The sequence below is a fragment of the Lysinibacillus sp. TE18511 genome (assembly GCF_054062295.1).
Genome location: NZ_JBSSFD010000006.1, coordinates 137842 through 151909, shown reverse-complemented (window position 1 = coordinate 151909; position 14068 = coordinate 137842). Strand labels below are relative to the sequence as shown.

Here is a 14068-nt window from a genome sequence, read left to right as displayed (position 1 = left end):
AACCTATTTATTTCGTCGAATAAACGCTTCAAATTGTTCTCGCGTCCATGTATTTACAATCATATCCTTTTTCAACCATGCTCTGTTTGCGTAGCGCACCCCAATATCCATAAAGCGTAAATGAGCAATATCGTGGGCATCTGTATTGATTGCTACGGGCACGCCGGCAGCTAAAGCCATTTCTAAATGCTCAACACATAAATCAAGACGATAAGGATTCGCATTTAACTCTAAAATTTTACCATATTCCTTTGCCCACGTAATTAATTGCTCCATATCAGGATTATAGCCATTACGATCCTCAATAATGCGACCAGTTGGATGTGCAATCATATGAACATAAGGATTTTGCATCGCCGTAAGTAGACGCGCCATAATTTTTTCCTGCGATTGTGTAAAGCTAGAGTGAATGGAGGCAATGACAAAATCTAATTCTCTTAGCACTTCATCTTCAAAATCGAGAGAACCATCTGGCAAAATATCCATTTCTGTCCCTGTATATAAATGAAAATCTGCATGCGCTTCATTAAATGCCTCTATTTCAGCTCGTTGCTTTTTTAAACGCTCTGGTGTTAAGCCGTTCGCTACTTTTAAAAATTGTGAATGGTCAGTAATAACGCTATATTGATAGCCTCGCTCTATCATTGCCTCGCCCATTTCCGCTACAGAGTACGCACCATCAGACCACGTCGTATGCATATGCAAATCTGCATGAATATCCTCTAGTTTTACTAGACCTTTAATGTCTTTCGTTTTGTCAAATTCCGTTGTACCTGTGCGCAAGCTAGGCGGGATAAATGGTAAATCAAAATGCGCAAAAAATTGCTCTTCATCCTTAAATGTCAATACGGTACCATCTGCTTGCTCTACGCCATATTCACTAATCTTTTCACCACGGGCTTTAGCAATTTGGCGCATGCGAACATTGTGATCTTTCGAGCCTGTGAAATGATGCAAGGCTGTTGCATATTCAGCATCTTTCACTAATCGAAAATCTACGCTCACCGGCTCTTCTAGATCTAAAATAACTGAAATCTTTGTATCACCAGCTGCCACTACCTCTTGGATAGAAAGCTCATTCAGTAATTTTTCACGTACAGCTTCAACTGCTTCAGTGACAACAATAAAATCAATATCTTTACTTGTTTCTGCAGCACGGCGGAAGCTGCCAGCAACAGAAAAACGTTCCACTTCTTCCATACTACTTAGAAGTGCTTCAATTTGTAAAACGACAGGTTCTAGCTGCCAAATCGGTAACCGTTCTGAACGATTTGCTAAATTTGCAAGCTCTTTTAATATTTTTTCTTCAGTTTTTGCTGCAAAGCCTGCTAGTTCACGAACTTTGCATGACTCACAAGCAGCCTTTAAACTTTCCGCAGAATCAATGCCTAAATCTTGATGAAGCTTGGCTATTTTTTTACCGCCTAAGCCTGGAAGTTTTAATAATGGGAGCAACCCTTTTGGTACAATTTCCTCTAATTCTTTTAGTAGGCTTGATTCCCCAGTTGTCATTAAATCCTCAATAACAGCAGCTGTTCCTTTACCAATGCCTTTAAGCTTTGTTACATCCTCCATCTCGCTTAACGAGCGCTCGTCTCCTTCAAGTGCAGCGGCAGCTTTTCGAAAGGCAGACACTTTGAATGGATTTTCCCCTTGTAATTCCATATACAATGCAATTTTTTCAAGTGTGCGAATAATTGTTTTTTTGTTCACCCAGAATTCCTCCTATCGTAAAAACACTTCCCTCAAAACCGAGAGAAGTGCACAGTTTGCTATTGCATATAAATATACCACCAGTCTTGGAACATATTCGTAATAATTGGTGTATGCTCCAAAATGAGACCACTTAACAACGACTTCGACATTAAACTTTGGATACCATCAACTGGCAATAAAGCAAGGATGTATAGCAAAATAAACATAATTAAATAGTTTTCAATTATGCCAAACAATGCTCCAAGCCAACGATTCACTGTGCCTAACACAGGTAAATACGCTATAAAATCAAAGATCGATGCAACAATTTGCAATGTAATTTTCACCGCAAAGAAAATAACAGCAAAGGCAATGACTCGGTAAAAAGTACGGTCTACATCTAGGCTATCGATCGCTATCCCAAGACCACCTGAATCTGTTACACCTGGATACGGTACCCAAAACACAAATTTTTGTGCTAATGGTTTATAATAAATATACGCAACAATTAGGGCAACTACAAAGCTAACGATGTGCATCATCTGTACGATGAAACCACGTTTTGCTCCAACGATGAGCCCGGCAAATAGCACCACTAATATGATTAAATCTAACATTCACTTCAACCCTTTAATTTTTTCAATTCTTCTTCTAGTTGCTCTATTTGTTCTTTTAATAGTAAATAATCATGAACGGTATTTACTGCTGTAAGAACGGCAAGCTTTGTGCTATCAAGTGAGGGATTATGTACATTCATTTCGCGCATACGGTCATCAACAATCGAAGCGACAAGTCGCATATGTCCAATGGATTCAGAACCGACCATTTTATATGTATGACCATAAATTTCCACAGAAATTTTATTCTTTTCTTGATTTTCCATAGTCGCACCCTCCTTTAAAGTCTTTGTGCACACAATTTTTTTGATTATGTGCAGTATCACACAAAAAAGCTATTTATTATCATACCATGAAAGGTATAAAATTGTGAACAATGAGGACAGAAAGGAACGATTAAATGTCAAATATTGTACTTTTATTATCAACAAATTTACAAAAAGAGGTGATGTCTTTCTATGCAAACAATTTCGTGGAACGTAAAGCACCTGGTGTAATCTTTGCCGCAAAACTCCCAGATACCGCAATTACGATGTATAAATCAGGTAAATTAATGTTCCAAGGGGGAGGGGCTGAGCGTGAAGCTGCACGTTGGGGAAACATCGAAATAACAAATACACAGAAATCATCCGCAATCGGAGCAAAGGGTGATGTTCTGCCAGATGGCTTTGCTTTGATGTCGGTGCTAGGCTCAGACGAAACTGGTACTGGTGATTATTTTGGTCCAATTACAGTTGCCGCAGTATATGTGCCTGCATCAAAAATTGAGCTAGTAAACGAACTAGGTGTCAAGGACTCAAAAATGTTAACAGATGATTATATGCGTAAAATAGCTCCCGATTTGCGTGCCACTTGTGTTCACAGCGTGCTAGTACTTCGCAATGAAAAATATAACGAATTACAATCCCGAGGCTACTCTCAAGGTAAAATGAAGGCCATGATGCACAATAAGGCACTTAAAAATGCACTGTCAAAAATGGCACCCGAAAAACCTGAACATATTTTGATCGATCAGTTTGCTGAACGTGGTGTCTATTACAATTACTTAAAAAATGAGCGAGAAATTGTTCGAGATGATGTACTATTTTCTACGAAAGCTGAACAATTACATGTTTCAGTAGCAACAGCATCGATATTAGCTCGTGCGGCATTTTTAAAAGAAATGGACCAACTAAGTGAGATTGCCGGTACTGAGTTATTGAAGGGAGCTTCAGCAAAGGTAGATGCATTAGCAGCACGTATTTGGCGTGGGCAAGGTGAAGAATTTTTACGATCCGTTACGAAATGGCATTTTGCTAATACAGAAAAAGCGAGGAAAATGAAATAAAAGAAATTTTAATCAGTAGGGTTTTCTGTTATTCTCCACTGATTATTTGTCTTACTTTTACGAGCAGTTAATTTGAGATCAATCTGGTCTTAAAAAAAATTTCGCTATACTCCAGCAGATTACAAGTTTATACGACTTGCCCTCGACTGTAGTTAGCGAAATTCTTTGTATCAAAAATTTATTATGATCTTTTTTGAAGTCTTTTGTTCTAGCTTAATATTTAAACTGTTGAATCGTCCGTTGAAGATTTTCAGACATGTCAGCAAGCGCTTCGGCTGATGCTGCAATTTCTTCCATAGATGCAAGCTGTTCCTCTGTTGCAGCGGAAATATTTTGTGCACTTGCTGTATTTTCATTTGTTTGCTCAAGCACCGTTTCAATCCCCATTGCCACTTGATTGGCATGTTGAGAAATGACTTTAGATGCCTCCGAAATTTGTCCTATTTCATAAGTTACACTTTGTACATTCGTACGAATCTCTTCAAACGACTTTCCTGCCATATTTGTTACATCAATACCCTTCACGACCTCAGCTGAACCTGCAGCCATTGATTCAACTGCCAGCCCTGTATCTGCTTGAATCCTAGAAATAATTTCCTTAATTTGTAGTGTAGATTGTGCAGATTGTTCAGCGAGCTTTCGCACTTCGTCAGCTACTACCGCAAAGCCTTTACCTTGCTCACCTGCACGGGCAGCTTCAATTGCTGCGTTTAAAGCTAATAGGTTAGTTTGTTCAGCAATTTGAGTTATGGCCTCCACAATGTCTTCAATTTCGTGAGAACGCTTGTCTAATGTTTGCACTGTCTTTTCAAGGGTTAGTACAGTATTTTGAATCATGGTCATTTGTTGAACGGCCGTTTGAATAGTCTCATCACCACTCAAAACAGCATCCATAGCTTTATTTGACATCTCATTAACAGCATCTGCTTTTACCGAAATACGCTGAATGGATGATGACATTTCTAGTACAGAACTGTTACTGTCATTAATAGTTTCTGCTTGTATATCAACCGTCTCGGCAAATATTTGAATGGAATCAACGATTTGCGATGTAGCTCGTTTATTTTCTGTAGTACTTGCAGTCAGTTGCTCCGATGATGCAGCTAACTGATTGGATTCCTCACCAATGTTACCAACTACTTCACGTAAGGATTGAATCATTTTATTGAATATATTCGCCAACTTACCTATCTCATCTTGTGTTTTAACTTCGATGAGATTGCGCAAATCACCATTCCCTACCTGCTCAGCTACTGTAGACAGCTCATTTAGAGGTCGAATGATTGTTCTAATAATGACAGCACCAATGATTCCAAATATGATAATAGCTATGACAATAACCATCATTGTGTTTATTAATATTGGTTTTGTGACAGTTGCTACATCTGCTAAATCCATTGTGCCAATAATTTTCCAACCTGTTAGTTTATTGGTAGTGAAGAATACTTGATACTCTTTTCCATCTTCCTCAATGAAAAAACTCCCCTCTTCTTTTCCTTGCATCTTTTCTATATAGGACTTTTTGAGCTCTGATCCTACATCTGCCTGTGGATCGGCAATAATAAGATTATTGGCATTTACTAATGAGGCGTAACCATTATCACCAATCTCCACTGTTTTCACAAGATCGGAAATACCCTCTAAATTTAGGCCAATAGAAAGAACCCCTGACTGATCCTGTAATCCAGCTGAAACTGCTAGTATTAATTCCCCTGTAATAGTTGATTTATAAGGATCGACCATTACTCCCTTGCCTGGCGATTCTATAGCCTTTAAGTACCATGGTCTGGTAAATGGATTATAATCTGCTGTAGGTTTAACGTATGGCTCACGTAAAAATTTATGCCCTTCAATCGCTAAATTAACAACAGAAACATTGCTATGTAATGCATTATATTTTTCTAATTCCTTTAAAGCTTCTGCATCTTGCACATTCTTATTAAAAAAATTAGCTAAATATTCCGTATCGCTAAGTATAGGTGATATCTCATCTGAAATTAATGTATTTAATAATTTTACATTTTTGCGTGAGCTATTACTTAACTCCTGTTGATATTGGTCGGACGCCTTCATATATGAAAACGTACCAATAGCAATGCTGGGGATTAAAAGAATTAATGTGAACGCCCATATTAATCGTGTTCTTACGGAAAAGCTTCTTTGTTTTCGATGATTTTTCAAAATAACTATCACCCCGTAGTAAAATTTTCTATCCAAGTTCTACTATACACAAAATAAATAATAATTAAATAATAATTATCATTTATTTGTTATTTCTAGCAATTATCAAAACCAAAATATAGAAAAACACTAAGAATATCTACTCTTTCTGAACCTCTTTCATTCATACTTTAGTTCGGATTATCTATGTAATAGATTTATGAAGTTACCCAATCAAACAAAAGCTGCCTCATTACGAGACAGCTTGCAATAGTAATTAAATTAGCGTACTTCTGTACCTTCAATTGTTGCAATGGCTTTTAACACCTTATTATGTGCTGCAACAACCTCTTCGTCTGTTAATGTACGCTCTGGATCGAAGTATGTTAGGGAGAATGCAACTGATTTTTTACCAGCTTCCATTTTTTCACCTTCATATACGTCGAATACACGAACATCTTTCAATAATTTCACACCTGCTGAACGAATAGCCGTAATGACTTCTCCAGCCGTTGTTGTACGATCCATGATAAGTGCAATATCACGAGACATAGCTGGGAAACGAGGCACTGGAGTATAGGCAAGAGGTGCTTCTTTGGCAGTAGCACTTAATAATGCTATTAGGTTCATTTCCATTACATAGGTGTCTTTTACACCCCATGTTTTTTGTTCTGCCGGATGTAAGCCGCCGATAATGCCGACTTGTTCACCATCTAAAAGAATGCTAGCTGTACGACCTGGGTGTAAACCATCTACTTCAGCTTTCACAAATGATATACGATCCTCTAAACCTAGCTTACCGATAACACCTTCAACGATTCCTTTTAAAACGAAGAAATCTACCGCTTTTTTCTCGCCCTGCCAAGCATGATCTAGCCATTTTCCTGTTAATACTGCTGCCACATGCTCTTCCTCATATGGTTGCCCTTCTTCTGATTGACCGAGGAAAACTGAACCGACTTCATACAATGCTACAGTATCAGCCTTACGCGCAACATTATAAGCAGCCGCTTCAATTAAATGCGGTAGAAGACTTTGACGCAGTGTTGAACGTTCCTCACTCATCGGCATTAGTAAACGTGTTACTGGCTCCGCTTTCAATGCAAAACGTTGTGACAATGCTTCAGATGTTAATGAGTACGTTACAGCTTGGTAAAGACCTGCACCCTCCATGAAATTGCGCACTACGCGACGATTTGCTTGGTATGGTGTTAGACGACCTACCTGGTTTGCTCCTTCTGGTAATGTCATTGGAATTTCATCATAACCGTATAGACGAGCAATTTCCTCTACGATATCTTCTTCAATTTTAATATCTTGACGACGTGTTGGGGCATCAACGATCAATAAACCATTTGCAGCTTCTACACCAAATTTAAGACGCTCTAAAATAGACAGCATATCTTCTAATGAAATTTTCATACCTAAACGTTCATTAATAAAATCTGGAGAGACAACAACACGTGCTGGTGATTTATCTAGTTCATCCACGATGCATGTTCCTTCTAACACTTCACCACCAGCTAATTCAGCTAGTAGTGCAGCAGCACGTTCTGCAGCAGGTAACACACGGTTAGGGTCAACACCCTTTTCAAAACGAGCTGAAGCATCTGAACGGAGCCCAAGATGACGCGATGTTTGGCGTACAGTTAAGCCGTCGAAGTAAGCAGATTCAATAACAACCGTTGTAGTAGATTCAGTTACTTCAGAGTTTGAACCACCCATTACACCTGCTATAGCTACTGGCTCTTTACCATTTGTAATAACTAAATCTGTCGCTTTTAATGTACGTTCTTGGTCATCTAATGTCGTGATTTTTTCACCCTCTGTTGCTTTGCGAACCACGATTTCGCCAGTCGCTAGACTATCGTAGTCAAAGGCGTGAAGCGGTTGACCATATTCCATTAAAATATAGTTCGTTACATCGACAACATTGTTGTGCGGGCGTACCCCTGCCGCCATTAGACGATTTTGTAGCCACATTGGTGATTCTGTAATTTTTACGTTTTTCACAACTTTTGCAACATACATTGGATTTGCTTGTAAATCTTCTACTCGAAGTTTTAACATGTCTTCAGCTTTTTCAGAAGATGTGCTATAAGAAATTTCTGGATACTTTACTTCCTCTGAAAAAATTGCACCGACTTCATACGCCACGCCTAACATTGACAGTGCATCTGAGCGGTTTGGCGTTAAACCAAGTTCTAATACTGTGTCACGTAGACCTAAAATAGCAAGGGCATCCGAGCCGACTTCAGCATCAGCAGGAAGTACATAAATACCTTCAGAGTATGCTTTAGCAACAAGTTTTCCTTCAATCCCTAGCTCTTGCAATGAACAAATCATACCATTTGATTCATGTCCACGAAGTTTTGCCTTTTTTATTTTAATGCCACCTGGTAAATGTGCACCTGGACGTGCCACAATAACTTTTTGACCGGCATCGACATTTGGAGCACCACAAATAATTTGTTGTGGCTCAGCTTCACCTACATCCACTTGGCAAATATTTAATTTATCCGCTTCAGGATGCTTCTCTTTTGATACAACATAGCCGACAACAACTTTATCCATTCCTTTAGCACGATCAATTACTGCATCTACCTCAATCCCAGAGCGCGTAATTTTTTCAGCTAACTGTTCAGGCGCTAAGTCCTGTGTATTTACATAATCTTTTAACCATTCTAATGATACTAACATTTTTTATCCCCCTTACGCCTCTGTTCGCTCGAATTGTGATAAGAAACGGGTGTCACTTGTGTAGAAATGACGAATATCGTCGACACCATATTTCAACATTGCGATACGTTCTGCACCGATACCGAATGCAAAACCTGAAACTTTCTTCGGATCATAGCCAGCCATTTCAAGTACATTTGGATGTACCATACCTGCACCTAAAATTTCAATCCAGCCTGTACCTTTACATACGTTACATCCTGAACCACCACATTTGAAGCAAGAAATATCCATTTCAACAGACGGCTCAGTGAATGGGAAGAAGCTCGGACGCAAACGAATTTCACGGTCATCACCAAACATTTTTTTCGCTAGAGTATCTAATGTACCTTTAAGGTCACTCATTCGAATATTTTCGCCAATAACTAACCCTTCAATTTGCATAAATTGATGTGAGTGTGTGGCATCATCGTTGTCACGACGGAATACTTTCCCTGGACAAATAATGCGTATAGATTCACCTTTTTTCGCTTCCATTGTGCGAGCTTGCACCGGAGATGTATGCGTACGCAATAATATTTCCTCGGAAATATAGAACGAATCCTGCATATCACGAGCAGGGTGTCCCTTCGGCAAGTTCAGTGCTTCGAAGTTATAGTAATCCTTTTCTACTTCAGGACCTTCTGCAATTTCATAGCCCATACCGATAAATAAATCTTCAATTTCTTCAATAACGCGCGTTAGTGGATGACGATTTCCAACCTTAATTTCACGGCCAGGTAAAGTGACATCAATCGACTCACTTGCTAATTTTTCAGCAATTGCCGCTTCTTCTAGTACAGTCACTTTAGCTTCTAACACAGCCGTTACATTTTCACGAACCGTGTTCACTAATGCACCCATTTTCGGGCGTTCCTCTGCTGATAATTTACCCATCCCTTTTAATAAATCTGTGATAGGTCCTTTCTTTCCTAGATACGCTACTCGCACATCATTTAACTCTTTTAAATTTGCTGCCACTTCAATTTTAGCAAGTGCTTCTTGCTCTAACTGCTTTAATTGCTCTTCCATGTATATACCCTCCTTGATAAAATCAATTTCGCCTTGGCGTAATTGTAGCTGTCGCTTCGCTTTCGCACAGAAAACATTTGTTGCTGTCGCTTCGCTTTCGCACAGAAAACATTTGTTGCTGTCGCTTCGCTTTCGCACAGAAAACATTTGTAGCTGACACTTCGCTTTCGCTACAGATAACATTTGCCGCTGTCGCTTTACTTTCGCTACAGATAAACAATGCTTCCGGATTTTGAATTGTGCCCAGGCCTGCACGAGGGCCGACACGATGTCGGTCATTTCGGTAATGCCACAGGACGTGGCGTTCTTACCGGTGCAGGTCAGTTATCCGTTTTCGCAGGATGCGAAGGTTTTAGGCTAACATCCTTATTCATTCCTTTGAAAATCCGTGACATCCACTACTTTGATGGCATAAAAAAACTCGCCCCTAAAAAAGGGACGAGGACATTTCGCGGTACCACCCTAGTTATTGCACGGCAAACTCCAAGCAATCACTTCATTGACATAACGACTAGATTAAAGCCGGCATACCTTTACAGCTTGTTGCTGGTCCCGGTAGCTGCTCGCAGGATGAATTCAAAACTGCATTGGTACGGCGTTGGCTCTCAATCTCCGGCCTACGCTCCCTGTCGTCCATTCACAATCTTTACTACTTCCCGGTCAAAGCATTTTTGTATTCAAGCTTACATTTTACATGTGATTATACAATACTATACCAATTCAAATCAAGAGCTATGTGCCTATTGCCATCGATATTGATGGTTCAATCGGTAATTTTAGGCTCCTCACCATAACGTGTGGTTGATTTCCGTTCCGACTGGGCGCTTTGTTGCTGACGCTTCGCTTTCGCACAGAGCAAAGCTTCCTGGGGGCGTCCGATGAGCCGCTTCACTCGCGTTGCTCGCTCCAGGGTCTCGGGCCAACAGGATGTTGGTCACGAAGGCGTTATCACAGGACGTGATGCTCTTAGCCTTCGTTCCTCTATCGCTGATCCCCAAGGAGTCGCCCAGCCTCCACTCCAATCAACTAGTACATTGCATACGATTTCACCATATTCTTGCAATTACAGGTGTGATTGCGATTATTAACTACTTAACAAATCCATATAAAACGATTCCCGTTGCCACTGCTACATTTAGCGACTCTGCTTGGCCAAAAATTGGGATAATAATATTTTGATCTGTCATTGAAAGTAACTGTGGCTGAATCCCACTACCTTCATTCCCCATCATAATAGCGAATGCACCCGTATGCTCAATATCACTATAGACAACCGCTTCTTCATCTAAAGCAGTTCCAAATACTGGTACACCATTATCCTGTAACTGCTCAATCCATTCCTCTAAATCACCTCGGATGACAGGAATATGGAAATGTGAGCCCTGTGCAGAGCGAAGCGTTTTAGGATTATATAAATCGGCACACCCTTTACCTAATATGACTGCATCTAAGCCAGCAGCATCCGCTGTGCGAATCATCGTTCCAATATTTCCTGGATCTTGGACAGCATCAATTAGTAGTACTTTGCGCCATGAAACCATTACATCTTGTTCTAACAAAGGCTGCTTACAAACTGCAAATACACCTTGAGACGTCTCCGTTTCAGCAAATTCCTTGGCAACAGCCGCTGTTATTTCAACAATGGCTACATGATCAATCGGCCAAAGCATTGGTAAATCTACACCTTCACGTACAATTAGCTGTAGCACCTGTTCCTTATTTTTTAATGCTTCCTCCACCAAATGGAATCCTTCTACTATGAACTCCCCAGATCTTTCACGCTCTTTACGCGTTGTTGCTAGCTTCTTCCAATATTTCACTAACGAATTTTGCGTAGATTCAATTTTTTTCATCGTAACTCGTACCGCCTTTTTCCTTTTTACTGTTCATTATTATACAGTAGAAAATGACAAATTACATAGTTATACGAAAACCATTATAAAGTTATGTTCATCACCGAGATACATGTTATAATTTTCAATATTTTAAGAAAACAGAACGATTGTCCATTTGATGGTTAATAAATGATCTTACCTTACTGATTCCATGAATACATAAATAAACTTAAGGATGATATGAATGAAAAAAAATGTACATGTCGTAGGCGCAATTATTGAAAATGATAAGCATGAAATTTTTTGTGCGTTAAGAAATCCTAATATGGTACTAGCAAATTATTGGGAGTTTCCTGGTGGTAAAATCGAAGAGGGGGAATCACCTAAACAAGCTTTATCCCGTGAAATATTAGAGGAATTTAATTGCTCTATACAAGTTGGAGAAAAAGTAGAAGATACCATTCATGAATATGAAAAATTTATAGTTCGCTTAGAAACATATAAGGCTACAATCATAAAGGGGGAGCCTATCGTGCTAGAACATGCTGAAATTAGATGGGTTCCTCGAAATCAACTTCTAGAGCTTAATTTCGCTCCTGCCGATATTCCAGCAATTAAAAAAATACTAGCTGAAAACATATAGTTACTATTTATAATCAAAAGGGTGACAATTAAGAAAATACCTTAATTGCCACCCTTTTATTTATTCAAATCCATACAATGTGTTGCCCTATTTCGTCCATTTTCCTTAGAGGCATATAAAGCTTCATCAGCTCTTTTTAAAATTGTAGCCTCACTATCCCTTATGGTCGCTGTCGCAATTCCGATACTCACTGTTATTTTTCCAGTTTGCCATTTCGCATGTTCAACAGCCCATCGTAAATACTCAGCGATCTCTTTAGCCTCGTCCTGTTCAGTTTCAGGTAAAATGACAACGAATTCTTCTCCTCCATAACGTGCGACCATATCTTCTGAAGGAGCCTGAGTTTTTAATATTTGTGCTAATTGTACAAGGACTTCATCTCCAACTTGATGACCGAATGTGTCATTTACTATTTTGAAATGATCGATATCTAAAATAAAGAGTGAAAACGATTTTGCAGTTTCGTCGAAAATGGCAAACTGTACTTCTAGTTTTTCTTGAAAGAACCTTCTATTTTTCAAACCTGTTAGCTTATCTGTAACTGATAATTCTATTAATGTCGCATTCATTTCTAATAGCTCTGCTTGTTTCTGTTCGATTTCTAGATGAATCCTTTCTAATTTTGCTAATGCTCGATCCTTATCAATATAAGCTGCTTCCATTTGTTTTTTAGCTGATCTTAATTCTAATTCATAATCAATACGCTTCTTCATCTTCACTAAAATACAATCAATTCGCTCCATTTCATCCTCAGTATACAGCCTAGCATTCAACAAATATGGATTAGAAATACCATCCAAATGCTTAAAACTAATAAAAAACTCCTCAACACATTTATGTAAATTAATGGTAGGGTAAAAATAAGAATGAAAAATCAGCTTATTAGGCGTAGACATGAGAAATTCAATATGCTTATTTAACACATCTGCCTGTTCGTAGCCCAACCATTTGAGAAAAGTTTGATTCACTTCTGTTATAATCCCTTCATGCGTAATGGAAAGAAAACCACAAGGTGCATAGTTCAATTGTTTATCCATTCTTGAATATCCTTTCATGTTTCTTACAAAAATGCTTTGATACAGCGAATCGTTTCTTCTGGATGGCTAATATGTGGGTAATGACCCTTTGCCTCCATTACGATCAATGTACTATTTGTTAAGTGAATATGTAAAAAATCCCCTATCTCAATCGGCACAATACTATCATCTGAACATTGCATAATAAGTGATGGAACTGTCGCTTTAACTAAGTCGTCACGATAATCCGATAAAAAAGTTACTTCCGCAAATTCTCTAGCAATAACAGGATTAGCTGCAATAAAAGTTTGCTCCAACTCTTGTGATAGACTAGGAATCTCAGGATTTTTCATAGCTATAGGAGCCAAGTAACTTGCCCATCCCGAAAAATTCATTTCCATCATATCCAGTAGTTCTGTAATATCACTTAGTTCGAAACCGCCATGATAAGCACCGTCATTTAAATAACATGGAGATGGTCCAATCATCACCAATTTCTTGAAAGATTCAGGTCGTTTTATCGATGCTAACATTCCTATCATTGAGCTAATAGAATGTCCAACAAATATAATCTCTTTCAATTTCAAAAAATCGATTATGTCTAATATATCCTGTACATAACCATGTAAAGTATTGTATTTTTCAGATTTATAGGCACTTAAATCCGATTTTCCTGAGCCGACATAATCAAACAATATTACTTGAAAATTTTCTTCAAATGCAGGTGTGATAAAGCGCCACATATTTTGATCGCAACCAAAGCCATGCGCAAAAATAATAGTTTGATTCCCTTTGCCTATTATTTTCACATTATTACGTACAATTACATCAATCATCGCATTTACTCCCTTTAGAAATTTAAGTAATACCTTCATTTTGACCTTGAGGACAATAATTATCAAGATAAAGTAAAACTTTAATTTAGTAGAGGTTCTTTATCCTCCTAATTATTAGTCTTCACCAATCGAAATTTTACGGCAGTTATCCTCACAACTTATTTCTTTGCTTCCGATACAGATAAATTA

At 38.6% G+C, this 14068-nt stretch carries 12 protein-coding genes; 2 read left to right on the top strand and 10 right to left on the bottom strand.

Translation table 11 applies throughout. From position 1 onward, the window contains the following. Window positions 1–3 precede the first annotated feature (3 nt). Genes polX through zapA form a run of 3 tightly spaced genes read right to left on the bottom strand, consistent with a single transcriptional unit; the run spans window position 4 to window position 2578 of the window. On the bottom strand, window positions 4–1713 hold the full coding sequence (polX, locus tag ACVWXS_RS06975; RefSeq protein WP_456957149.1) for a DNA polymerase/3'-5' exonuclease PolX: 1710 nt from the start codon (window positions 1711–1713) through the stop codon (window positions 4–6). A gap of 59 nt (window positions 1714–1772) precedes the next feature. Continuing rightward, window positions 1773–2312, bottom strand: a complete 540-nt coding sequence (locus ACVWXS_RS06970) for a CvpA family protein (RefSeq protein ID WP_068983929.1) — start codon at window positions 2310–2312, stop codon at window positions 1773–1775. A 5-nt stretch (window positions 2313–2317) separates the two neighbouring features. Then, entirely contained in the window at window positions 2318–2578 is a 261-nt protein-coding gene (gene zapA, locus ACVWXS_RS06965) for a cell division protein ZapA (RefSeq protein WP_068983930.1), read from the bottom strand. A gap of 134 nt (window positions 2579–2712) precedes the next feature. Here zapA and rnhC point away from each other — a divergent pair, with 134 nt between their 5' ends. Further along, window positions 2713–3639: a ribonuclease HIII gene (gene rnhC, locus ACVWXS_RS06960; protein ID WP_456957146.1), complete on the top strand. Its 927-nt coding sequence runs from the start codon at window positions 2713–2715 to the stop codon at window positions 3637–3639. A gap of 213 nt (window positions 3640–3852) precedes the next feature. On the opposite strand, the gene ACVWXS_RS06955 is transcribed toward rnhC, so the two are convergent. From ACVWXS_RS06955 to ACVWXS_RS06935, 5 genes are all read right to left on the bottom strand, one after another. After that, a complete protein-coding gene (locus tag ACVWXS_RS06955) occupies window positions 3853–5820 on the bottom strand; it encodes a methyl-accepting chemotaxis protein (protein WP_456957144.1) in 1968 nt (655 codons plus the stop codon). Window positions 5821–6081: 261 nt separating this feature from the next. Beyond that, complete coding sequence (gene pheT / locus ACVWXS_RS06950) at window positions 6082–8499, bottom strand: phenylalanine--tRNA ligase subunit beta (RefSeq protein WP_456957142.1); 2418 nt, start codon at window positions 8497–8499, stop codon at window positions 6082–6084. 12 nt (window positions 8500–8511) lie between these two features. After that, window positions 8512–9549: a phenylalanine--tRNA ligase subunit alpha gene (pheS, locus tag ACVWXS_RS06945; protein ID WP_068983933.1), complete on the bottom strand. Its 1038-nt coding sequence runs from the start codon at window positions 9547–9549 to the stop codon at window positions 8512–8514. A gap of 785 nt (window positions 9550–10334) precedes the next feature. After that, a complete protein-coding gene (locus ACVWXS_RS06940) occupies window positions 10335–10571 on the bottom strand; it encodes a hypothetical protein (RefSeq protein WP_456957140.1) in 237 nt (78 codons plus the stop codon). A 66-nt stretch (window positions 10572–10637) separates the two neighbouring features. Further along, window positions 10638–11402, bottom strand: coding sequence for a TrmH family RNA methyltransferase (locus ACVWXS_RS06935; RefSeq protein ID WP_368635659.1), 765 nt, complete (start codon window positions 11400–11402; stop codon window positions 10638–10640). A gap of 226 nt (window positions 11403–11628) precedes the next feature. On the opposite strand from ACVWXS_RS06935, the gene ACVWXS_RS06930 reads away from it, so the two are divergent. Beyond that, on the top strand, window positions 11629–12027 hold the full coding sequence (locus ACVWXS_RS06930) for a (deoxy)nucleoside triphosphate pyrophosphohydrolase (RefSeq protein ID WP_456957138.1): 399 nt from the start codon (window positions 11629–11631) through the stop codon (window positions 12025–12027). Between the two features lie 56 nt (window positions 12028–12083). On the opposite strand, the gene ACVWXS_RS06925 is transcribed toward ACVWXS_RS06930, so the two are convergent. Both ACVWXS_RS06925 and ACVWXS_RS06920 read right to left on the bottom strand, forming a co-directional pair. Beyond that, complete coding sequence (locus ACVWXS_RS06925; protein ID WP_456957136.1) at window positions 12084–13064, bottom strand: sensor domain-containing diguanylate cyclase; 981 nt, start codon at window positions 13062–13064, stop codon at window positions 12084–12086. A gap of 23 nt (window positions 13065–13087) precedes the next feature. Beyond that, window positions 13088–13879, bottom strand: a complete 792-nt coding sequence (locus tag ACVWXS_RS06920; RefSeq protein WP_456957134.1) for an alpha/beta fold hydrolase — start codon at window positions 13877–13879, stop codon at window positions 13088–13090. Window positions 13880–14068 lie beyond the last annotated feature (189 nt).